This is a genomic window from Vibrio sp. 11-4(1) (assembly GCF_013048625.1).
GTDB lineage: Bacteria > Pseudomonadota > Gammaproteobacteria > Enterobacterales > Vibrionaceae > Vibrio > Vibrio diabolicus.
In genome coordinates, this window is sequence record NZ_VHSY01000002.1 from 51,177 (window position 1) to 72,475 (window position 21,299).

24 protein-coding genes are annotated in these 21,299 nt (G+C 43.3%); 12 read left to right on the plus strand and 12 right to left on the minus strand.

The window, feature by feature from the left end; translation table 11 throughout:
* The first annotated feature begins 13 nt into the window (after positions 1 to 13).
* Positions 14 to 280 (plus strand): DUF2960 domain-containing protein, encoded by a 267-nt coding sequence (locus FKN16_RS03725; protein ID WP_005377584.1) that lies wholly within the window; start codon positions 14 to 16, stop codon positions 278 to 280.
* Between the two features lie 202 nt (positions 281 to 482).
* Here FKN16_RS03725 and nagK read toward each other — a convergent pair whose 3' ends face one another.
* Together nagK and FKN16_RS03735 are read right to left on the minus strand one after the other, a co-directional pair.
* On the minus strand, positions 483 to 1,391 hold the full coding sequence (gene nagK / locus FKN16_RS03730) for an N-acetylglucosamine kinase (protein WP_005495063.1): 909 nt from the start codon (positions 1,389 to 1,391) through the stop codon (positions 483 to 485).
* Positions 1,392 to 1,564: 173 nt separating this feature from the next.
* Positions 1,565 to 2,314, minus strand: a complete 750-nt coding sequence (locus FKN16_RS03735; RefSeq protein ID WP_170902312.1) for a tRNA-uridine aminocarboxypropyltransferase — start codon at positions 2,312 to 2,314, stop codon at positions 1,565 to 1,567.
* Between the two features lie 149 nt (positions 2,315 to 2,463).
* Here FKN16_RS03735 and FKN16_RS03740 point away from each other — a divergent pair, with 149 nt between their 5' ends.
* The gene (locus FKN16_RS03740) at positions 2,464 to 3,285 is read left to right on the plus strand and encodes a sterol desaturase family protein (RefSeq protein ID WP_012841839.1); all 822 of its coding nucleotides are present in this window, start codon (positions 2,464 to 2,466) and stop codon (positions 3,283 to 3,285) included.
* Positions 3,286 to 3,375: 90 nt separating this feature from the next.
* On the opposite strand, the gene FKN16_RS03745 is transcribed toward FKN16_RS03740, so the two are convergent.
* The 5 genes from FKN16_RS03745 to FKN16_RS03765 form a co-directional block, all read right to left on the minus strand.
* A complete protein-coding gene (locus FKN16_RS03745) occupies positions 3,376 to 3,606 on the minus strand; it encodes a hypothetical protein (RefSeq protein WP_170902029.1) in 231 nt (76 codons plus the stop codon).
* Between the two features lie 47 nt (positions 3,607 to 3,653).
* Entirely contained in the window at positions 3,654 to 4,034 is a 381-nt protein-coding gene (locus tag FKN16_RS03750) for a hypothetical protein (protein WP_065646732.1), read from the minus strand.
* A 201-nt stretch (positions 4,035 to 4,235) separates the two neighbouring features.
* Positions 4,236 to 4,649 (minus strand): NUDIX domain-containing protein, encoded by a 414-nt coding sequence (locus tag FKN16_RS03755; protein WP_170902030.1) that lies wholly within the window; start codon positions 4,647 to 4,649, stop codon positions 4,236 to 4,238.
* Positions 4,639 to 5,058 (minus strand): NUDIX domain-containing protein, encoded by a 420-nt coding sequence (locus FKN16_RS03760; protein ID WP_170902031.1) that lies wholly within the window; start codon positions 5,056 to 5,058, stop codon positions 4,639 to 4,641. Before FKN16_RS03760 ends, FKN16_RS03755 begins: the two co-directional genes overlap by 11 nt.
* A 206-nt stretch (positions 5,059 to 5,264) precedes the next feature.
* Positions 5,265 to 7,283, minus strand: a complete 2,019-nt coding sequence (locus tag FKN16_RS03765; protein WP_170902032.1) for a methyl-accepting chemotaxis protein — start codon at positions 7,281 to 7,283, stop codon at positions 5,265 to 5,267.
* Between the two features lie 134 nt (positions 7,284 to 7,417).
* On the opposite strand from FKN16_RS03765, the gene FKN16_RS03770 reads away from it, so the two are divergent.
* The gene (locus FKN16_RS03770; RefSeq protein WP_170902033.1) at positions 7,418 to 7,912 is read left to right on the plus strand and encodes an NlpC/P60 family protein; all 495 of its coding nucleotides are present in this window, start codon (positions 7,418 to 7,420) and stop codon (positions 7,910 to 7,912) included.
* Positions 7,913 to 7,956: 44 nt separating this feature from the next.
* On the opposite strand, the gene FKN16_RS03775 is transcribed toward FKN16_RS03770, so the two are convergent.
* The 3 genes from FKN16_RS03775 to FKN16_RS03785 form a co-directional block, all read right to left on the minus strand.
* Positions 7,957 to 8,301, minus strand: a complete 345-nt coding sequence (locus FKN16_RS03775) for a DUF3802 family protein (protein WP_005396212.1) — start codon at positions 8,299 to 8,301, stop codon at positions 7,957 to 7,959.
* 190 nt (positions 8,302 to 8,491) lie between these two features.
* Positions 8,492 to 9,454, minus strand: coding sequence for a diguanylate cyclase (locus FKN16_RS03780; RefSeq protein WP_005396213.1), 963 nt, complete (start codon positions 9,452 to 9,454; stop codon positions 8,492 to 8,494).
* Positions 9,454 to 10,428 (minus strand): response regulator, encoded by a 975-nt coding sequence (locus FKN16_RS03785; RefSeq protein ID WP_005396215.1) that lies wholly within the window; start codon positions 10,426 to 10,428, stop codon positions 9,454 to 9,456. Before FKN16_RS03785 ends, FKN16_RS03780 begins: the two co-directional genes overlap by 1 nt.
* Positions 10,429 to 10,652: 224 nt before the next feature.
* On the opposite strand from FKN16_RS03785, the gene FKN16_RS03790 reads away from it, so the two are divergent.
* Positions 10,653 to 11,519, plus strand: coding sequence for a fructosamine kinase family protein (locus tag FKN16_RS03790; RefSeq protein WP_170902034.1), 867 nt, complete (start codon positions 10,653 to 10,655; stop codon positions 11,517 to 11,519).
* A 257-nt stretch (positions 11,520 to 11,776) separates the two neighbouring features.
* A complete protein-coding gene (locus FKN16_RS03795; protein WP_005396219.1) occupies positions 11,777 to 11,971 on the plus strand; it encodes a CPXCG motif-containing cysteine-rich protein in 195 nt (64 codons plus the stop codon).
* 75 nt (positions 11,972 to 12,046) lie between these two features.
* Here the strand turns inward: FKN16_RS03795 and FKN16_RS03800 are convergent, their stop codons facing one another.
* Entirely contained in the window at positions 12,047 to 12,658 is a 612-nt protein-coding gene (locus tag FKN16_RS03800; protein WP_170902035.1) for a riboflavin synthase subunit alpha, read from the minus strand.
* Positions 12,659 to 13,052: 394 nt separating this feature from the next.
* On the opposite strand from FKN16_RS03800, the gene FKN16_RS03805 reads away from it, so the two are divergent.
* Both FKN16_RS03805 and FKN16_RS03810 read left to right on the plus strand, forming a co-directional pair.
* Complete coding sequence (locus tag FKN16_RS03805; protein WP_065646737.1) at positions 13,053 to 14,423, plus strand: MATE family efflux transporter; 1,371 nt, start codon at positions 13,053 to 13,055, stop codon at positions 14,421 to 14,423.
* A gap of 133 nt (positions 14,424 to 14,556) precedes the next feature.
* Positions 14,557 to 15,555 (plus strand): DUF3080 domain-containing protein, encoded by a 999-nt coding sequence (locus FKN16_RS03810; protein WP_170902036.1) that lies wholly within the window; start codon positions 14,557 to 14,559, stop codon positions 15,553 to 15,555.
* Between the two features lie 15 nt (positions 15,556 to 15,570).
* Here FKN16_RS03810 and FKN16_RS03815 read toward each other — a convergent pair whose 3' ends face one another.
* A complete protein-coding gene (locus FKN16_RS03815) occupies positions 15,571 to 16,416 on the minus strand; it encodes a DNA ligase (protein WP_048626372.1) in 846 nt (281 codons plus the stop codon).
* Between the two features lie 423 nt (positions 16,417 to 16,839).
* On the opposite strand from FKN16_RS03815, the gene FKN16_RS03820 reads away from it, so the two are divergent.
* Genes FKN16_RS03820 through FKN16_RS03840 form a run of 5 tightly spaced genes read left to right on the plus strand, consistent with a single transcriptional unit; the run spans position 16,840 to position 21,230 of the window.
* On the plus strand, positions 16,840 to 17,160 hold the full coding sequence (locus FKN16_RS03820) for an STAS domain-containing protein (RefSeq protein ID WP_124008851.1): 321 nt from the start codon (positions 16,840 to 16,842) through the stop codon (positions 17,158 to 17,160).
* Positions 17,161 to 17,186: 26 nt separating this feature from the next.
* Positions 17,187 to 18,053 (plus strand): OmpA family protein, encoded by an 867-nt coding sequence (locus FKN16_RS03825; RefSeq protein ID WP_170902037.1) that lies wholly within the window; start codon positions 17,187 to 17,189, stop codon positions 18,051 to 18,053.
* Positions 18,050 to 20,152, plus strand: a complete 2,103-nt coding sequence (locus FKN16_RS03830) for an SLBB domain-containing protein (protein WP_170902038.1) — start codon at positions 18,050 to 18,052, stop codon at positions 20,150 to 20,152. Before FKN16_RS03825 ends, FKN16_RS03830 begins: the two co-directional genes overlap by 4 nt.
* Complete coding sequence (locus tag FKN16_RS03835) at positions 20,152 to 20,838, plus strand: AAA family ATPase (RefSeq protein ID WP_170902039.1); 687 nt, start codon at positions 20,152 to 20,154, stop codon at positions 20,836 to 20,838. The genes FKN16_RS03830 and FKN16_RS03835 overlap by 1 nt, the downstream gene beginning before the upstream one ends.
* Positions 20,839 to 20,849: 11 nt before the next feature.
* Positions 20,850 to 21,230 (plus strand): Hpt domain-containing protein, encoded by a 381-nt coding sequence (locus FKN16_RS03840; protein ID WP_046875251.1) that lies wholly within the window; start codon positions 20,850 to 20,852, stop codon positions 21,228 to 21,230.
* Positions 21,231 to 21,299: the final 69 nt, after the last annotated feature.

Consider the following 21,299-nt stretch of genomic DNA (forward strand, 5'->3'; position numbering starts at 1 on the left):
CAGAGAGACAGCTATGGCTCGCACCATTCTTTACACTTACAAAGACCAAGACAAAGAACTGACGTTCTCATACCAGCAGCACCGCAACATTCAAGAAGCGGTTGCAGAAGCAGAAGGTATCGATATCACTGAGTTCCTAAAGATGGAGCAACAAATTGAAGCAGTGTCTGACACTAAAGCGGTGCGCAACTACCGCGATAACTACTTCAGAAAATTAGGCTTTAGTAAAATCACCCTAGCTCAAAAAGAAAACCTAGGCGTAGGCAAAAAGAACAAATAAGCTTAGCTGCAAACAGAAAACTCGCGATTCGTCGCGAGTTTTTTTATACATGCTATTTTTGTTCGTGCTCTATACCCGAGCATACCGAAATTACTTGGGTATATGAGTTACTTCGATATATAAGTAAAAAGCCCCGTGTTACCTTGATGGTCTAAACGGGGCTTTAAATTTCTTCTTACTTTATCGAGTAAGGTTTCAGTCACTACTTGATGTTTAGGAACGCAGCGCCACGTACACCACCTGAATCACCGTGTTTTGCTTTGATGATCTTCGGACACTTCGCGACAGAAAGCAGGTACTTAGGAATACGCTTTGGCATCTCTTCGTAAATCAATTCGAAGTTGGAAAGACCACCACCCAGCACAACAACATGTGGGTCAGTCGCTGTAAAGATGTTTGCAAAACAGATAGCCAGCAACTCCATAAAACGCTCAACGTGCTCAACAGCTTTCGCCTCACCTTCTGCGTGCGCTTTAATGATGTCGATCGCTTTCTTCTCTTCACCGTAGTAATGGGCGTAGAGCAGCTCGAAGCCTCGACCAGAAAGGTAACTGTCTAAACAACCTTTCTTGTCACAACCACAGCCCAACAGAGGTGCGTTTTCGCCTAAGTGAAACCAAGCATCGATAGGTAAACGAGTATGACCCACCTCACCCGCGACGTGGTTACGACCAGAGAAGACTTTACCATCGTAGATAAAACCACCACCAAAACCAGTACCAAGGATCAAACCAAGTACAGAAGGCTCATCTTGAAGCTCTTCGTCCCATGCTTCTGATAGCGCAAAACAGTTCGCATCGTTTTCAATCTTTACGCTGCGACCGATTTTCGCTTCAAGATCCGCGCGCAGTGGTTTGCCTTTCGCCGCAGGAACGTTAACCGTTAATACCGTTGCATCGTCTGCGTCTTCCATGCCTGGTAGGCCAAGACCAATTGTGCCTTCGCAACCAAACTCTGCATCGTATTTGTTAACCAATTCCGCAATGGTATCAACCAGCAGCTCGTAGTTGTCTGTTGGTGTAGGTACACGTTCCGTCGCTACACGCTCAAGCTTCTCGTTAAATGCACCAAATTCAATTTTAGTGCCACCGACATCAAAGCCGTAATACATGTATTTCTCTCCTAAAAAATGCTTAAACGACTCCAAAAATGGCTGGAGTCAAAAGTATAAACTAGTGGCATTATCCATATCTGTACGCCTGCAAACCGTGACCGAATGCAGATTTATCCCCTCACCGCATCCAGTTGAACAACATGCCATCAACAAAAGTTCATTCCTTAGAGTCAGCTCTCGGTTTTCACCCACTCTTTGAAACGCTTTAAATGCGGTCGGTTGGGATCGTTTTTGACTCGGGTCTTGGTCAACATGTAGGTTTCTCTAAAGGCTTCAAACCACAACTGCAGGCATTCCGATGCTTTATTCTCACCGGCTTGTTTCAAAACTAACGTCGCGACTTCGGCGGTTGAAAGATGCTGCTCATTCTCAGAACGGCGCATGATGTATTCAGACAGAGATTCTGGCTCAATAGAAAGCACAGGCAAAGATTTAAGAAAGTCAGAACGACGGAATATCTTTCGTGCCTCACGCCAGCTACCATCAATAAAGATCAGCAACCATTTTTTGTTCTGAGCCTCTTCGTTTATTAATCGCGCAGGCTCCAGATCTTCAATTAAACGAGATGGTTCATCCACATAGTCTGCAGGAAATACAATCACTGGTTGGTAGTTGTCATCCTGTAGTAGCTCCAGCATCTCCTCAGACGGTTCTGTTCGGTTCCATTGATACACGTAAGTCTCTTGAATCGTATCAGCAATTAGACGACCGGTATTACTTGGCTTAAATACTTCGTTTTCAGAAACAATCAACATACATGCAATATTAGCCTTGATGTTTGGCTGAAGATCGCACAAACAGTGTTGCTCAGAAACCTGGCAATATTGGCAACGAACCACTTTACATCCACGCGCGTTGAAAGGCTTGGTTGAGATAGATTGTCGGTACTGATATAAACGGTGGAAAGCGTGAATTCTCATGGTAAGTAATGCCAAGTAAAAAGTAGAGCGCGATTCTACTGACATTATGGTTTCGCCTCAAGATAAGCCCTTCAAAGCACCTTACTGTTTGTTGAAATAATTTCACTCTTATCTCGGTCATAGATAAAGTAATAAATAAGGAAATGACAGTGACAGAAACGACGTTTCAAGATCCCTCGTGGATAAGATTAGGCTTTTTTCTCGGCGTATTATTACTTTGTGCCCTTTGGGAAAACAAACTGCCGAGAAAAACACTTACCGCTTCACGCGGGTTTCGCTGGGTCAATAACTTATCACTGGTTGCTGTGAATAGCTTGATTGTTGCGTTAGTCATGCCTATCGCCGCCTTTCAAGCTGCAATTATCGCTCAGGAGCAACAATGGGGACTATTTAATTTGCTCTCCCTGCCCGCTTGGTTAAACGTGCTTCTAGCGGTTATTCTGCTTGATTTCGTCATTTACGTTCAGCATGTGGTCTTTCACTATGTAAAGCCACTGTGGAAGCTTCATCGAATGCACCATGCCGATCTCGACATAGACGTCACCACAGGCGCACGTTTTCATCCCATCGAAATCATCATCTCGATGGGTGTCAAAATTGCCACTGTATTTATCTTAGGCGTTTCTCCTATCGCTATCGTGGTATTCGAAATAGTGCTCAATGCCAGTGCGATGTTTAATCACAGTAATGCAAAACTGGCTTTATCAGCGGATCAGAAACTGCGAAACGTCATAGTGACGCCAGACATGCATCGCGTTCATCATTCCGTGATAGCAAAAGAAACCAACTCGAATTTCGGTTTCTTCCTTTCTGTTTGGGACCGACTTTTTGGGACATATCGAGCTCAGCCTGAACTTGGCCATGATGATGTCGTAATTGGTATACCGGAAATTAGGAATGAAGCAGAACAACGATTAGACAAGCTGTTAACTCAACCTTTTCGCTATAACCGAAGAAGACGCAACAGTTGAAGAAAAGTTTTTGTGGATGAAGTGCGTAAACAAAGCGAATAGACTAAACCTAAACACCAACCAGTTAAACACCACTTCATCCTTGCGATGCTAGCTAGTGGATTCACTCTCCGTTAGTTGACGTTTTTTGTTTAACTGAGTAATACCAACAAATAAACCAACCACACCAAGCACCGTGCACACCAAAGCATTAGTATTCATTGCTTGTTGTGCTTCTATTGAGCTGTATAGAAAAGCCAGACTGAAGAAAGTGGTACCAAAGCTTAAACCTGTCAGTACGCTGAAACCAGCGAAACTGGCCAAGTCTTTAAAATCGTTCATAACGAATCCCTGTTTACTATCCTTAATTGAGTGATGAAAAGTGAAAGTTAACGAAATATCTGGCGTGATTGTCGATGTTTACGCGCGTTCCATAACCAGATAGACACGCCGAATGAAAAACCTAAAAAGAGTGTTTTCATTTGAAGTGCGGCATTGTTGTCTAATATTTCTAATGCATAGTGAGCGTGCGAGCTAAAAATAACATTGGTCGTCAGAATCAATAGCATAAGTACTAATCCGGAACGACGGTGCTTCACCAACAGATACACAGCTAGTAAGTCTAACAGCCCCAATGAGCTCCAATAAATATTCAACCAGCGTGGCGCAAAATCATAAGGCAAAAAACCGTTAGCAATGTTGTCATAAAGATGAACCACACCGCCAACTGTCATAAAAAGGCATAAGAGAAACACGACGAATTTATCCATTATCGTTTCCTTATCTGAATGAATGCGCAAAGCATATAGAAGTCAGTTAAACATTTGTAATCTCATAGCCATTTTTGAGATCGACAGTGCCTTTAAACAGTACGTGAGGCGTGCGAAAGAAATTTATTCGCTCCTGATAGAAGCATAGTGTTAGCTTTGGCATTTCGCTCAAATACACCAATGTTAGAACAGAAGTCTCATTCAAACCGCTCCTTGGTCTATCAGTTTTCGAACTTTTTCCAGTGCGTTCTGAAAAACGGTATGCGCTTGTGAGGAAATATCGCTCCCTATATCGTGCCAAAAGAACGCAAAATCATGTCCGCCATCGTCTTGTGTATGAAACGTCCATGAATCCTCTAGGTCAGCACACTCGCACAAAACAAAATGCCATACTTGATTTTGAAAGCCACTGTCCCATGAGCATAAATACCGAGCGGAGATAACGTGCGTAATTCCAGATTCTTCAGCGAGCTCCCGCTTAGCGGCTGTGATGTAACTTTCATCAAACACTTCAACAGTACCCTTGACGAACTGAATACCCGCCAACGGATGTTTAAAAAGTAGGAGCTCTTGGTTTTGCTTACGCAGAACGACGGGACAAACTTTATCGATCACAAAACCACTCCTCGTTGTTTAAGCAGAAAGCTTTGGCTTGTTCTGGATATAAAGGAATCGCATGAAGTTGCTCTACACGCACCCACTTTAAATGGTACTGATTAACGTCTGACTGTCTGGTTTGTTCCGGCCCCCCCCCCATTTTCACTTTTGAGTTCCCTACATATGAAAGAAAATAGGTTTCTAAGCGACCTTGGTTTTCGAGCTCAAAAACCTTTTGGATCCGATTGAGTTCCAATGAGGTTTCTTCCAGCGCTTCTCTTTTCGCAGCTTCAACAGGCTGCTCTCCAACTTCAACACTACCGCCGGGGAAAACCCAATAGTGTCTATCGTTTTGAAAACGCTGAATAAGCAAAAGTTCTTGCTGATGATTAACCAGTATAAGGCTAGCTCTTTGTAATAATTGCATGATTCATTCCTTTGAATTCGGACAACATTCTAGTCATCTTGTTTCACCGAGATAGCATTAACACCACGTAGTGATAACTCAGCCCTTAAGAAATGAGCAAGATGCGATATAACTCACTTTTGCGATTTGAATAGCAATCAGAGGGTGCGTAGAAGCAACAAAAAGCAGAACCGAAGTTCTGCTTTTAGAAGATGAAAACATGTCACTTATGCGGACTGATGTAGCTCGTATTTATGCAACATTGCTTGTTGATGCCCTGCAATTTCTGCCACTTGTTCAGAGCTCTCTACCATGGATTCAAGTTGTAACTTTGTACGCTCTCCAAGCTCGGAAATATTATTGATGGATTGAGACACGTCCGCCGTCGCACGTTCTTGTTCTTCTGTAGCAACTGAGATTTGCTCAACACGCTCTTGAATGTGTTTAACCGCAAGGTTGATATCAGAGAATGTCGATTTCACTTCATTGCTGGAATGCAGCGCATGGGCCATTTCTTCTCTTGAATCACTTACCGCTTGGCGAGAACGCTCTGCTGCGGTAATAAGCTCACTCATCATTGCTCGGATATTCGTTGTTTGTTGAGAAGTATCACTTGCTAGTTTGCGGACTTCATCCGCGACAACAGCAAACCCACGCCCTTGTTCACCAGCTCGAGCGGCTTCTATTGCTGCGTTGAGAGCAAGCAAGTTTGTGTTGTCAGCAATACCACTGATCATGTCGACCATTTCACGAATCTGCTTAACACGTTGGTCTAGCTCTAACATAGATTGTTCATTCATATCCAAAGAGCGTTCAAGTGATTCCAAACGTTCACGGTTTTGTTCCACAACTTGAACGCCTTTTGCAGTGTGCTGGGTAGCAAGCATCGAGTCCTGTGACGAGGCATTTGTCACTGTTGCTATTTCACGAATGGAGGCTTCAAGTTGCGTAATGGTCGTGATCATGCTCGCCAACGCTTCATTTTGTGTCGTCAACCCATCGCTCGTTTGTTCAGCTGCACTGTGGCTTACTTCGGCCGTCTGATAAAGCGTCTCACAGTTACGTGTAACTGTTTGGATAGAGTTGTTTGTTGAATCAATCACTTGGTTTAGTTTTCGTGCCACTTCTTTTAGTTCATAAGGACCAACCTCTTGTGCATTGTCACAGAAGTCATGCTCGGTAAGTGCAGAAAGACGCGTTAGTACATTCCTTAACCCTCGGTTTGTCCATGACTTCAGGCTAAACCAAGTGATCAGAATAATGAAAGAAATCACACACGCTGCAAAAACGATCATAACACTCACTGACTCAATGGTCTCATTGACCACACTCTCTTTATCCGCAATCAACTCACCAGCAGCTTGTGATATTTGATCAAGCAACCGCATGGTTTCATCCGCAAGAATCGAAGCCTGTTTAAACTCTGAACGTTGCAATTCCCCTTGTTCTAGTTTGGCGAGGATCAAACGCAGCACGCCCTTTTCACTAAAGCCTTGCTTCACCATCTCGTACGGTGCCGTTAGGCTTGCGTATTCGCTTACTTCTGGATGTAAAGACTGGAAATCTTCATAGGCGAGATTAATACCTGCAATACGGTTACGCATTTCTCGGTATTCTTTTTCGGCTTTGCTCAGTTCAGAATGCATCATCATTACTAAGAACGTACTTTCCATTGAGCTCGCTGAGGCAATAAATCGGTTGGCGGCATCACTCGATTCAGGATTTTCGGCACTAAGAAACGAGCTAATTCGATTCATTTCCGGGCCGATAGAGCTGAGTCCATAGCGGAACCCGCCAACTCCTGCATCAATATCCATTTGAATTTTTATCACTGAAGATTGCTTCAGTAAAATGGACTGCGTGATGTTATGTAAACGCGCTAAATTTGTATCTAACTCCTCAGAGAGTTGCTCAGCAACACCAGAAGCTTCTCCAACCAAACTTTTACTTTGAGTCGCAAGTGAATCGATTTGCTCTTTTATTAGAGGCAACTCTTTTGGCTCAGTAATTTGCATACCATGGTTGAGTAGCTTAACCATCTCCAATACATTCCTGGTTAACTTTGCGTTCGCCATCGCGATTGGTAACGCTTTTTGCGACAAGTCTTCAAATTGCTCTCCTACCTGTTCCATTCCTTTGAAACTTGAGACAGAAAGGGCTATAACAAGAGCTATGATAGTTAAAAATGTTGCACTAACAGCCTGAATCAGTGAAAGTGATGTGCGTGAGCGTTTTCGCTTTGCCATAATCAATTTTTATTCTTTCTTAAGGTTGAATCGGTTTTGCAGTGATTCCGTCACATTTGTGAGACAAAACCGTAATTTGCAGCCCATACTATGGATTGGTTATGACACTAATATTTCAGTTGTGAGTCGTAGAGATGACAGGTGGTGATTTGCGTCGAGTATATTTTCCTTTGATAATCAGTGTGCTATTAAGCGCCTGCTCTTCTGGGCCTGAACCTAGCGAGCAAGTGCAAGTGACAACACCTACAAATCAGTTATTGGACAATAACCCTGACTTGTTCCAGTTTTATACAGAATGGCATGGCACACCTTATCGCTTAGGCGGCACACAAAAATCTGGTATTGATTGCTCGGCATTTGTGCAAAAAGCCTTTGTCGAGGCTTATCAGCTATCGTTACCCAGGACCACGAGACAACAATCGAAACAAGGTGTGGAATTACATTGGACGGACGCCAAACAAGGAGATTTGGTGTTTTTTAAGACAAGACGGACGACCTATCATGTAGGGATTTACTTGGGTAATAAGCAGTTCATGCATGCATCAACGTCTAAAGGTGTGATTATTTCAAGAATCGACAACCCATACTGGGCATCTAGGTTTTGGCAAGTAAGAAGAGTTACGATGTAACTCTTCTTACTTTTAGAATTGGAGATGACTGGTATCAAACAATATCAATCGTAAGTAGCAACGGCAGTATCGAATAGGTTTTTAACCAAAGCGATGTATTCATCAAGGAACGTGATCTGTTCATTAGTCGCTTTTTTATGCCATACACCAGCCAATATCTCACCAAGATCTTCAACAACCGCATCCGCCTCTTTTAATAATTTGAAGCGTACGCTTGAGTGAAGCTCTGGGTTTTGCTCAAAGATCGCCATGATGTTTGAAGCCACCATATCGGTGACGACATCTTCGATGCTTTCGGATCCAGTGTCGCCAATTTCAGTCGTGAAAATATCTAGATTTAGCGACAAGTGCTCGATAAGAGCGAGATATCCATCGGTTTCTAAAACCACTGTTTTTCTCCGTTTATTGCAAGCCTTCGAAGCTGAAAGCGGAATAGTTTCAATAGTAAGACATGCCGAGAAAATTTCATTAACTTATTTCATATTAACAAACATTCACGAACCAACTGGATGTTTTTCAAACAATTGCGCTTTGCCTCACTGCGTTCGGATACAGAGTTTCTTCAAACCTTTTTGTATTTCAGTCATTTTCATGCAAACAAGTTTGGTTACGACCGTTTTCTTTTGCACGATACAACGCAGCATCGGCACTCTTTAACCATTGAGTGTGAGTTTCAAAATAAGGTTTATACTCGCAAACACCAATACTTATCGTGTAATTAATCAAAAAATCTTCCACTTTCACGATCTCTTGCTCAATTCTTTTACGTAAACGCTCCGCGAAATAGCAAGCTTGTTCTTGATTCGTATGAGGAAGCAATACCGTAAACTCTTCTCCGCCAAAACGACCGCACACATCACTGCTTCTTGCTGTCTTTCTTAATAACGAAGAAGTACGACGAATGACTTCATCTCCCGTCGGGTGACCATAGGTATCATTCACTTTTTTAAAGTGGTCGATATCAAATATTACTAATGAGCATGGTCCGTCGATAACTTTTAGGTGAGCAAACTCTTCTTTCAGCGATTGCTCCCAATAAGCGCGATTAAATAAACCTGTTAAACCATCTTTGCGACTGATTTCAGACAAATGTTGATTTGTTTCTTTCAAATGAATGCGATTTCTTGCCGTTTCAGAGACATCATTCACTTGAATAGCAATGTGGCTGACCTCTCCTGAGAGCCCAATTAACGGGGTGATTACGATGTCTTGATACATGAAATCACTGCTGTTTGAAACCGGAGAAAAATTGTTGAATTTAAAAAGGTACGGTCGGTTTTCCCAGCTAGAGAAGGAACGAGTTTCCAGATCGGCGGCGGTTTTTATCTTGGTTTCTAGCCAAGTTTTTGGCAGCTCTTCAAAATGATCAAATAAACATTGGCCAAGGATTTCTTGTGACAGAACGCCACTGTATGACTGCATAAAACTGTTCCACACACAGACCTTATACTCTTGATCCAACACGATAAGCCCTGAATCCATCGTATCGAGAATTTGTGTGACCCAATGAAAGTCTGCTATGTCCAGCGTAATATCGGACATTAGATTAGCTCCATGATTTCATAAATAATTTCTACGGATGGTTTATCAATTAAAAACAGTACCTCACACTCAAAATCGAGCGCTTCTGCCATGTAAGTGTATTCGATAGTAAACAGCTCACCTAATTCACCCTGCTCTTCACAATAAGGCGTTAACGTATCCACAATGCCTGGCTGACGAAGTGAGAATTGCTTGTCGAGCTGATCCCCTAACGATGTGAGAAATGACGAAACCAGTAAGTTCGAGATATTCAAAATGATTTCATTATGAGGTGTAAACTCAAGCAGATAGCCTAACTTCTCGCCAATTTGATTGATGTCTCTACCACGTAAACACACCAGAGCTTCACCATGAATACCGCCACCAACAAACCTCTGCGCAACCGCGACGGAGCCATCACGCCCAACAACGTCGACAAGCGTCATATGAAGTTCGCCATAGGATAACGGACCAACATGTGGAACAGGAAGTTGGATGAACTCGTGTAAGTGGTCTGCCATAATCGCAGCCCCTTTACCAAGTGCAATGTTTGCAATCTCGCGGAATTTGGCTAATGAGGAGAACTCCTCGCAAATCTGGCTTTTAGGATCAATCGAATGGCTAGGCTTGAACGCATAGTGCAGCCCCAATTGTTCATAGAGCGGTATCACCTGCTCTTCTGTCAGAGGCTTAGCGATAAAAGCTTGAGCACCTAGCTCTATGCAGCGCTGTTTTGCCTCTTGTTGAACATCTCCAGAAATAATGACGATTTTAGTCTGGTAATGACTAACAGGTAATGACTCGAGGACTTCGAAACCGTCCATGATCGGCATCGTTAAATCGAGAAACAAAATATCGATATTTTGCTCCGCAAGAATATTTAGCGCCTCATACCCATCTTGAGCTTCGATCAGGTGCAATGATGTATCTTGTACGATGGAGCGCGCAATGAGCTTTCTTGCAACCGCTGAGTCATCACATATCAGTATTTTCATGTCACCAATGGAACTAACGTCAAAAAAATAATAATACCTGTTGTATACGTTCATCTCCATATGCTATGCCGACAAATCAGAGGCTTATAAGCGATTTGATTCACATTTATACAAATTGACTACACTGAGAGGAAGGTTTCTTTACGAAGTATGCTCAACTTAGCGCCAACACCTTGCTTTTTATCCTAAACTGTTGGTGGTCAAATAGATTCGCGAGGTTTTGTATGTGGCAAGCAATATCGCAACAGCTTTCTGATACTTTATTATTCGAGTACCAGATCACGGAAAAAGTAAGACTGTCTGGCGGGGATATCAGTGAAAGCTACATGATTAATGACGGCGAACAGCGCTATTTCGTGAAAATTAACGATCGCGAGTTTTTGTCTAAGTTTGAAGTTGAGGCAGAAAGTCTGCATCTTTTGCGTGAGACATCCACCCTATTTGTTCCAGAGGTTGTGTTGGTTGGTAAAACCAAAAATGCCTCATTCCTAATTCTTAACTACCTTCCAACAAAGCCATTAGAAGATGGCCCAAACAGCTTTAAATTAGGACAGCAATTAGCTCACCTTCATCAATGGGGCGAGCAAAAGGAATTTGGTTTTGATACGGATAACTATCTCGGGTCCACTCTACAACCCAATAAGTGGCACAAGAAGTGGTGTGTCTTCTTTGCTGAACAACGCATAGGATGGCAATTACAGCTCCTTAAAGAAAAAGGCGTCACTTTAGTTGATATCGACGACTTTATAGATGTCGTAAAACAACTGCTAGCAAACCATGCTCCAGAGCCTTCCTTGCTGCATGGCGATTTATGGAATGGGAATGCGGCTCTCACAGCATGTGGCCCTATCTGTTACGACCCCGCTTGCTACTGGGGTGACAGGGAGTGTGATATTGCGATGACTGAGCTGTTTGGTGGATTTCAGCCGGAATTTTATCAAGGTTATGAATTTGTTATGCCACTTTCTGCTGGTTATCAAGAGCGTAAAGATATCTATAACCTTTACCATGTTCTCAACCATTGCAATTTATTTGGCGGCCATTACTTGGAGCAGGCTCAACAAGTTATTAATAAAATTATTTCTTATTAATTTGGAAGCGACTGCATATTTCAAGATGTAAAACCTCGAGGCACATCACTACAGAAAATGACCCTAAGCTCAAGGTTGAGTTTGGGGTCAAGTTTTATACTTATTTCGACTCAATTAGCAACAACTCCACCTAATATCAAAGGAGACTTAACTTTGGATTGTGCCTATTTTCCTTGTAGGCAAAGTAAGTGAAGGGCTGTACTTCCTTAAAGAATAGAGTGTTTAAAAAAAAGCCCTGCGATATTAGGAGTTGTTGTATGAAGAATTATACCGAAAGGCATGTCAAATGCCCCCATTGTGGACATTCAATCGGCATTACACTAGATGCAAGTAATGGTGACCAAGAGTTTTATGATGATTGTCCAGCTTGTTGCCATGCCATTCACTTAAATATGCGAGTAGATGAGCTGCAAGATAAAGTCGAACTGTTTATCGATGACAATTACGAATAACAACTCGAGCATGTAAGCGTTGGAAACACAAAGTCACTTGAATTAAAAAGGAGCGCTTGGCTCCTTTTTATCATTCTAAAGCTGTTTTGCTGCGAGAACTCGCTCAACAGTATCAACTATGGCTTGAGTCTGAGGGTCAAACTCAATATTAACGCGGTCCCCTACTTGTCTTACTCCAAAGAGTGTTCGTTGCAAGGTTTCTGGAATTAGATGTACTGAAAAACGACACGCTTCAACCTCACCAATCGTCAAAGAACAACCATCCAAGCCGATATAGCCTTTCGCTAACACATATTTCATTGATTCTTGCGGCAGTTGGAACCAAATAGTGCGGTTATTAGGCGTATCGATGATCTCGACAATGTCAGCCATCAAACTAATATGGCCAGACATGCTGTGTCCGCCAATTTCATCACCAAACTTGGCAGCTCGCTCAATGTTTACGTTGTCACCTTCAACTAGCTCGCCTAAGTTGGTGAGAGCCAATGTCGCTTGCATTAAATCAAAGCTGATAAGGTTGCCATTAATATTGGTCACGGTCAGGCAGCAGCCATTGTGAGCGACAGATGCTCCTATTTCTAATCCTTTACAAAGCTCATCGCTTAACTCGACAACATGCGTTTGAAAGCGTTCTTTTTTATCAATTTTAACGACCTTAGCCGTACCCTGAACTATTCCTGTAAACATTCTTTTTACCTATTGATTTCATACAAGCTGCAATCGATGACAGAGCCTTAAGCACAGCACTGTGTATCGAGATCAAACCTGTAGATTATAGAGCAACGACCTATTGAAAAATGGAGCATTGTTCTCATACACGCTTCTAACATTAACATGATTTATTACAGCTCTCAGTATTAGCGTATCCTTAGCTTAGCGAGCATTAAGTTAGTGTTATCCACTATTCGCAACCTAACTATGGAATATAAACATACAATTGTTTATCATTTGCGCGGAGTTTCTCCGAGGCATTTTTTCACCTTATCGTGACTAAAATCAACCATCAGATCAGTTCACCACATCTTTTGTCCTCGAGCGCTCTCATTCTTTCAACTTATTGTTCCGCTCTGGAGTATTTTTCGTGCATCGCTATAAAGAAGAAGCATCAAGTCTCATCAAATTGGCGACCCCGGTATTGATCGCATCTGTTGCTCAAACTGGTATGGGGTTTGTTGATACCGTTATGGCCGGAGGCGTTAGTGCCACCGACATGGCTGCGGTTTCTGTCGCTTCAAGTATTTGGCTTCCATCCATTTTATTTGGTGTGGGTTTGTTAATGGCGTTAGTCCCTGTTGTCGCACAGTTAAATGGCTCTGGTCGTCGAGTAAAAATCCCGTTTGAAATTCAACAAGGCGTTGTTTTGGCATTGTTGATCAGTGTGCCGATTATTGCAGTGCTGCTTCAAACCCAATTTATTCTCGGATTTATGGATGTTGAAACGCTGATGGCAGAAAAAACAGTGGGGTACATTCATGCTGTTATCTTAGCAGTCCCTGCCTTCTTGCTTTTTCAAACGCTTAGAAGCTTTACGGATGGTATGTCATTGACGAAACCAGCAATGGTCATTGGCTTTATCGGTTTACTGCTCAACATTCCCCTAAACTGGATTTTCGTGTATGGCAAGTTTGGAGCACCTGAATTAGGCGGTATTGGCTGTGGTGTCGCAACCACGATTGTTTACTGGGTCATGTTTGCCCTACTATTGCTTTATGTAATGACATCAGATCGACTTAAAAGCATCAACTTATTTGGTGAATGGCATCGACCACAATGGAAAGCGCAAGTTCGTCTGTTCAGGCTCGGCTTTCCTGTTGCAGCAGCGCTGTTTTTTGAAGTGACACTATTTGCTGTCGTTGCACTATTGGTCTCACCACTAGGACCAATCATCGTTGCTGCGCATCAGGTTGCGATTAACTTCTCGTCGCTAGTATTTATGCTTCCAATGAGTATCGGTGCGGCAGTGAGTATTCGTGTCGGACACCGACTTGGCGAAGAAAACGTTGATGGCGCTCGCGTTGCTTCACGAGTGGGCATCATGGTTGGTCTAGGTCTATCTGTTCTTACAGCGATATTAACCGTATTGTCTCGTGAATGGATTGCCGAACTTTACACTAGCAACCCAGAAGTCATCACTCTAGCGATGCAACTGCTCGTATTTGCTGCTGTTTATCAATGTACGGACGCAGTTCAGGTAATCGCGGCAGGTGCACTACGTGGCTATAAAGATATGCGAGCCATCTTCAACCGTACGTTTATCGCCTACTGGATTCTTGGTTTACCAATGGGTTACGTCCTTGGCCGCACAGACTGGATCGTCGAGCCAATGGGAGCGCAAGGTTTCTGGCTAGGCTTTATCATCGGCCTTTCTTCTGCCGCACTTATGTTAGGGGTAAGAATGCGCTGGATGCACCGCCAAGAACCAGAGGTGCAATTGAACTTTTCAGTTCAGTGATCATAAGAAAAAGCCAGCACACGCTGGCTTTTTTGATCGAATAATAACGCTGTTGAGTATACTTATAGCAAGCTTGTGAGCCAGTAGAGTCTGCTCTCTGGGTGACGAATACGAAGTTATAAAAAGGATATTTGTGCGGTCTATTTTATTGTTCTTAGTCTTGTTTCTTAACGGTTGCGATAGCTGGTTCAACCCAGAAAACGCCATGTTTGACAAGTATCACCAACGTGTCGCCAATGTGTTGGACGCTCCTACTCTTCCAATCGAATCGCAATCTACGGTGACCATACCTGCAAAACGTGACTTATTCGAGCCATTGCCAAGGCTATCGATTGGTTTACTAGAAAGCTACCAATTACGCCAGTGTGGATTATTCAATCTACTTGCCGAGAAAAACTCACAGCTTGGTAAGGTGCAGGATGCATTTCATGATTTTGATTACCAAACTTCACTGTTACGAGTCATGAATCGATGTCTATCCGAATTTCAGCTCAGCGATGAAGAACGTACTACATTGACAGAGCTTTATTCGACTAAGTGGCAACATTTAGACATTCATCTCGACAACTTACTACTCGCGAGTGATGCAATGCAAAAGCAGCTAACGGCGTCGGATTGGCTATCTCAAGAAACACCAAATGATGTTGCACGTATTAACGACGTCTATCGCCTTTTCAGTGAAATGTACGGCTTGCCTCATCGCGCCATTTCACGTCTGCCCGATATTGAGATTGTGCAATATCAAGAAGAGCTAGAGAAATCTCGTTTAATCGGACGACTTTACTATTCGATGATAAACGCTTCTCACTGGCTAAAAGCTACGACTCAGTTACTTGAACAACATCAGAATAATGTGTTGTGCGGACCAAACCGAGACGTGACCCAGTTCCGCTACCTAAGAAATGTCTTCCAATCTATTTACGTTGAAGAAGTGCAACCTTACTTAGCCTATTTAGACAGTACCTATAAGCAACTTCATGATGGTGCCACCTTGATAGAAAAGCGTATGCAACTTCACGGTCATCAATATGGCATAAAAGAAGCACACAAAACCTTTAGACAAGAAACCCTAAACCACGTTCAGTTTTGGCAGGGTCTCTTCAAGCGGTGCGGCGTAACCGTTGGCAACTAGTAAGTGCAGAGCGTTCTATTCCTTCAGCCTCTCACGCAAGAATCGGGCAAAACGTGGCTTACCGGTATGAGTAAAACCGTTGTACCTGAACGTGACGGTTGAACCTATTTTCGGAGGCTGACGACGCACTTCATCGGTAAACCCACTACCAATGTAAAACTCTGTACCATCTGGCAAGCGAACTAACATCGCCCCCATCATACCCAATAAACGCCCCGTGCCTGGCTTATAGCCCACGACTAGCGCTTCATCATCCGCGTATCGTTTCAGTTTAAGTAAATCACTTCCACGTCCAGCTTGATAACGACTTGATACCTTACGTAGCATCACCCCTTCACCATCGGATATCGAAATCTTATCCAATTGCGTAAACAGGTGGGCTTCATTTTGGATCGCTCGGTGTTCGACATATTTGATATGAGGTTGGTCTACTTCGAGCACTAAGTCTTTGATGTTGTAATAACGCTTCCGGTAATCACCAGCAGAATACGGCATATCAAAGATCATAAAATCAATGTTTCGCCAAGCTGACTCCACAGGCGTTTTATCCAAAACCGTTTGTTGTACGAGATGAAAATTGCCTCGTCCCGCCCATAGCTCACCATCTAACGGATAGTCAGGTAGTGAATCGATAAACCAATCTGGAGCGTAGATTCGGTTACCATTTCTCGTCACGAGATGTTGTCCTGTCCAATAGGCGCGAATGCCGTCGAGTTTTTCGCTATACCAATATTCAGATACATCGATACCATCTTGATAGCTTTGCGCAAGAGAAACTGGAGGTGTGAGAGAAGTATCAGCTTGAAGCTGAGAAGACGCTGTCATAACAGCCAGCGCGATTAATGTCATTTTTAATGGCATAAGAAGACCTTGTACAAAAAAGCGCCTTTATTGAACCGTAACTCCTCTCGATGACCTATTTGTTACTAGTCATTCTTCGACTCAGAACAATCAACTTAAGCAATGATTTGCAAGGATAATCATAAACTTTAGACAGATTTTGCATTTAATATTTACATATTGTTCACAATAAGATGGGGGAGTCTCAAATCAAGTCGCAATCTAATCTCGATGAGACTCTTACGTTAGCGCTCGATATTAATTCGACATCTCTCCTGAACAAGCCGTTTGTCTATGCGTTTTTGATTCTCAAATTGAGAACCTATTCCTTCTCAATTTGAATGACACCACCAAAAAATCATAACCATCTGATTTTATTTGCATTTAAATCTGGCACGTTACCTGCTCTATATCCAAGTAGAGAAAACAAACGGAGATAGAGTCATGGAATTACGCAAACTAGAAATTAATCAAGACAAATTAGCCATTGAGTTTTTTGGTGACTTAGACGCAAGTGGCTGTCGACAAGCACAACATTACATTGATGAAGTAATTCACGACAATCATCACAAAGAAGTCGAAATTAACCTACAGCACGTCCAATTTCTTGATTCTTCAGGGATTGGTGCCATTGTTTACTTATATAAGCGTCTAGTTGAACGTGAAAGAAGCATGAGTATTGAAAACGTATCAGGCCAACCTTTAGAAATCATGAGCTTGCTTCGTATTAACCATGCTATTCCCGTTAACTCAAAAGGACACTAAAAATACCGGTTTAAACGGAGGTTGGCATGGTAAATCTTATACGACGATATGTAGTAAGCGGTCTTGTTGTCGGCATGTTTGGTTGTTCGTCGTTTGACTACCCAGACCACGGAAAAGGTGGCTTGGCGGAAAACTATCAAGATATCTCAATTGAAAATTATCAGTTTTCCCCAGTCATGCCCGATGAACCGTTAGGTCCAGAGCATGGGTTGAGGTTTGATTGGCAACTCACCAAGCTACATCTAGACGCGTTGATTCAAGAAGGCGCACGCTGGTGCTTTCCTGCAGCAGTCGTGCAAGCGCTTGAGAAGCAAAACAGAATCGCACGTGAACTAGAAGGGGGACTTCTACTCGATGCTGCTAACGATCTGGTGATTCAACGTCGACGTTTAAACCAACTTGAACAGCAACTCGACTATGTATTAAGCCAAACCACTTGTACGCCACCCGATGATATTGAAGCATTGCGTAGCGATTTGAACGTCATCGCTGAAATTTATGCACTCCTCAATATTGATAATCAATTTGCTGTCGATTCAGCAGAAATTAATCCAAAGTACATGGGACATTTGGCAGAAGCTGCCTACATTTTACGTGACCACCCTAACCTAACTCTTGTGGTGACTGGGCATGCCGATGTCACTGGCTCACCAGATTACAACCAGAAACTCGCTCAAGCGCGTGCAGAACAAGTGAAGCGTTACCTGACTGTATTTGGCATCACTTCAGAACGCGTAACCACCAAATCTGTGGGAGATAGCCTACCGCTTTATGAAGGTGAAACACCTGCCGTGCGTTTAACCAACCGCCGCGTAAGCATCGAGGTTATTAGCCCTAATTCAGATAGCGATACCTCAGTAAATCGCAATCTATCTGCAGGAGGTACGCTATGAACACGATGAAACCATTTATCACCTTCGTTCTTTTGTGCTTGGTCGCTTGGGTACCTACTTCGTCAGCTGATGAAAACAATACTGTTAAGGTCGGCGATTTAATTCAGATCAACCTACCTGGAGAAGCGTCTTTAAACAAAGGGTTTCAAGTTGATCGCCGTGGGCGTATTAACTTACCAGAAGTCGGCCCTGTATTTGTTGCTGGATATAATGAGCAACAACTCCAAGACGTGATTATCGAAACGCTAAAAACCGTGTATCGTGACGTAAACAACGCTCGAGTCTTTATCAAACAACAACAGTTATTAGTGTCAGTCCAAGGCTACGTGGTCAAACCCGGGGAATATACCTTACCTTCAGGTTCCAACATTCAAATGTTTGTATACGAAGCTGGAGGCCTTCGCGCTGGTGCTCAGCTCGATAAAATGATCGTTAAACGCGGCAACAAAAACATCGAGTTTGACTACAAACGTTTCCTTGATACTGGTGATAATAGCCAGCTCCCGAAATTGGAATCGCTGGATGTACTGTTTGTTCCAGCATCTCCACTCGTTGGGAATATTGAGCAAGAATTTGATGCAGCAAAACTCGCGAACTCAGGCGATAGCGCAGACTCCGCTCGTGCCATCAAAGTCTTTGGTGAAGTGAATGCTCCCGGCTCATTCTCTTACAAACCGAACACCACGCTCGTTGATGTCGTGATGAGAGCTGGCGGCGTAACACGATATGCTAGTGTTGAGCAAATTCGCGTGATCACAAATAACAACCCAACCATGTTTAATCTAAAAAAGTATCTAGATACGGGTGATCAAAGCTTACTACCAGAAATCCTACCGGGTGCCACCATTTTTGTTCCAAAACAGGAAGAAGAAATCAAAGCGGGTGCAAATGTGGTTTATGTCATGGGTGAAGTTGCCCACCCTGGCGCGTATGAAGGAAAGCAAGACGCTAGCTTCATGGATATTCTCGCCAATGCAGGCGGGCCTACTCGCTATGCAGAATCTCGCCAAATTCGTGTCATAAAAGCCGATGGTAAGGTCATCAAATTCGACCTAACCGCGCATACCGAGGGGCTGTCTTCGGTTAGACCACCGAATGTCGGACCTGGAGACGCGATTTTCGTGCCTGAGAAAACCGATTTCAACGAGAAGTCATGGCTAAAAGTGGCGCCAAGTCGAGCGGTCGCTGTGATGGGAGAAGTCGTCCGCCCGGGACGTATTGAATGGTCAGACGAAATGGATTTAATTGATCTGCTTGCGCATGTTGGCGGCCCAACACGTAGAGCTGACACCACCAAAATTGAAGTCGCCAATAATGGTAAAATGACACAGTTCGATTTAGATCAATACATTTTAGATGGCTCACCAACATCGAATCTGCCCCGAGTTTCTGCTGGCACGGTAGTAAGAGTCCATGCATTACCTGACGATCCATCAGACAACAAATCGCAATGGGTAAGCCAGAGCTCTGATGCCTCGATATATGTTTTCGGTCAAATCAATGCCCCAGGCCGCTATCGCTTTACCGAAGAGATGCACTTTCTGGATATTTTATCTGCCGCCGATGGACCAACAATGGATGCCGATATTCACAATATTCGTGTGACGCACCGTGGCCTAGGCTATGCCAAAGTGAGTAAATTGAATTTGTCGATGTACTTTGAAACGGGCGATGAGTCTATTCTGCCCCACGTTCGTCCCGGCGATACCATTTACATTCCGGAAAAAAACAAAAACTGGTTGGATCGCTCCAAAGAATCCACCGTGCGCGTATTAGGTGAAGTAAGAGACCCAGGGCGCTATGTATTTAATGACAACATGACGGTACTTGACCTGCTGGCCGAAGCTGGAGGCCCGACTAACAATGCGTATCTTGAAAAAATCAGTGTGGTCAACATGTCTTGCTGTCAGGGCCAAGCTCGAACATTTGATTTGGTGAACTTTAGCAAAACCGCCAACATTTATGATTTACCAGTCATCCGTGCAGGTGACACTATTTACATTCCACATAAAGACGAAAGCTTTGCTGAAAAAGCAAGAGCCGGATTAAGAGATATTTTACAAATCACCACAACCATCGTGTTAATAGGAGCGTTGTAATGACTATTCCTGCCACTCACGCTGAGATTGAGCAAATTTATCTTCAGAGTGAACAGAAAGGCCACAAAACGATTTGTGTCGTGGGTTGTAAGTCTGAAGACGGCGTCACTTCCGTGGCTTCATCTCTAGCAGAGCGTCTGGTTTTAGCTGGGCACAATACTTTGTATGTGGATCTTAACCTGTTCAAGCCCGCTTATCGCACCATTCACGAGTTTGATGATACAGAAAAAGTTGGCCACCTGATCACAAGAGAAAATACGCATCAAACCTTAGTCGGTCTCCCTGCTCCATCTCTCGCCAGCATTCAATTGGCGTACCGAGACCCGACGATGCTGAAGCGCAATATTGCAGAGTGGTTAACGCAGTACGAGCGCGTCGTGATAGACACATCTCCACTTCTGAGTGTCAACCGAAGCAATATTGCCCCTCAAGTGATTGCGGGCGTATGTGATGCCACCTTATTAGTCGCACATTATGGCTCTACGACGGCAACCCAACTCGAACAAGCCAAAAAACTACTTGATGCTAGCGATGCGAATTTGATTGGTTCCGTGCTGAACATGAAGCATACACCAAGCCTGAAAGATGAATTGATCCGCCAAGTTTCCAAGCTACGCTTTTTACCCAAAAAGTGGAAAGAAAAGATATCTCAACAAATTAAGAAAAGTGAACTATTTATGTTATAGGGAGCGCCAATATGACTGCAAATAACACACCGACTATCGAACAAGAATTGGTGGATGAACACATTCTCCAGCAAATGATCAAAGATACGTGCGCCGAAATCATCCCTACGCTGATTGAACATTATATTGAAGAGTCACGAGAGCGCATGGAGAAAATAGAGCAAGCATTAAGCGCGAAAGACCTCCAAACATTAGAGTTCGAAGTTCATACTCTCGGCAGCTCTGCCCTTGCTTTAGGTAACCGAACGCTTTCCAGACAAGCAAGAATGATTGAGAAATATTGTGTGGAAGGGAAAACACTAGAAGCATTGGCTCTCTGTGAGTCTCTTTCCCAGCTGGCAAATGAATCGTTTGACGCGCTAGAAAAGCGAAAAGATCAAGGATTCGAGTAACAGTTTCAATGATAAATTATCTTATGAATCATCGCACTTATTAAAGTGCGATGCCGATATCATCTAAGA

Coding starts and splice junctions, on each gene's coding strand:
- FKN16_RS03790 (WP_170902034.1), top strand. CDS start 10,653: ATGTGGCAAGCAATATCGCAACAGCTTTCTGATACTTTATTATTCGAG.
- FKN16_RS03770 (WP_170902033.1), top strand. CDS start 7,418: ATGACAGGTGGTGATTTGCGTCGAGTATATTTTCCTTTGATAATCAGT.
- FKN16_RS03765 (WP_170902032.1), bottom strand. CDS start 7,283: ATGGCAAAGCGAAAACGCTCACGCACATCACTTTCACTGATTCAGGCT.
- FKN16_RS03785 (WP_005396215.1), bottom strand. CDS start 10,428: ATGAAAATACTGATATGTGATGACTCAGCGGTTGCAAGAAAGCTCATT.
- FKN16_RS03840 (WP_046875251.1), top strand. CDS start 20,850: ATGACTGCAAATAACACACCGACTATCGAACAAGAATTGGTGGATGAA.
- nagK (WP_005495063.1), bottom strand. CDS start 1,391: ATGTATTACGGCTTTGATGTCGGTGGCACTAAAATTGAATTTGGTGCA.
- FKN16_RS03795 (WP_005396219.1), top strand. CDS start 11,777: ATGAAGAATTATACCGAAAGGCATGTCAAATGCCCCCATTGTGGACAT.
- FKN16_RS03725 (WP_005377584.1), top strand. CDS start 14: ATGGCTCGCACCATTCTTTACACTTACAAAGACCAAGACAAAGAACTG.
- FKN16_RS03735 (WP_170902312.1), bottom strand. CDS start 2,314: ATGAGAATTCACGCTTTCCACCGTTTATATCAGTACCGACAATCTATC.
- FKN16_RS03820 (WP_124008851.1), top strand. CDS start 16,840: ATGGAATTACGCAAACTAGAAATTAATCAAGACAAATTAGCCATTGAG.
- FKN16_RS03835 (WP_170902039.1), top strand. CDS start 20,152: ATGACTATTCCTGCCACTCACGCTGAGATTGAGCAAATTTATCTTCAG.
- FKN16_RS03815 (WP_048626372.1), bottom strand. CDS start 16,416: ATGCCATTAAAAATGACATTAATCGCGCTGGCTGTTATGACAGCGTCT.
- FKN16_RS03760 (WP_170902031.1), bottom strand. CDS start 5,058: ATGCAATTATTACAAAGAGCTAGCCTTATACTGGTTAATCATCAGCAA.
- FKN16_RS03750 (WP_065646732.1), bottom strand. CDS start 4,034: ATGGATAAATTCGTCGTGTTTCTCTTATGCCTTTTTATGACAGTTGGC.
- FKN16_RS03825 (WP_170902037.1), top strand. CDS start 17,187: ATGGTAAATCTTATACGACGATATGTAGTAAGCGGTCTTGTTGTCGGC.
- FKN16_RS03830 (WP_170902038.1), top strand. CDS start 18,050: ATGAACACGATGAAACCATTTATCACCTTCGTTCTTTTGTGCTTGGTC.
- FKN16_RS03780 (WP_005396213.1), bottom strand. CDS start 9,454: ATGTCCGATATTACGCTGGACATAGCAGACTTTCATTGGGTCACACAA.
- FKN16_RS03800 (WP_170902035.1), bottom strand. CDS start 12,658: ATGTTTACAGGAATAGTTCAGGGTACGGCTAAGGTCGTTAAAATTGAT.
- FKN16_RS03745 (WP_170902029.1), bottom strand. CDS start 3,606: ATGAACGATTTTAAAGACTTGGCCAGTTTCGCTGGTTTCAGCGTACTG.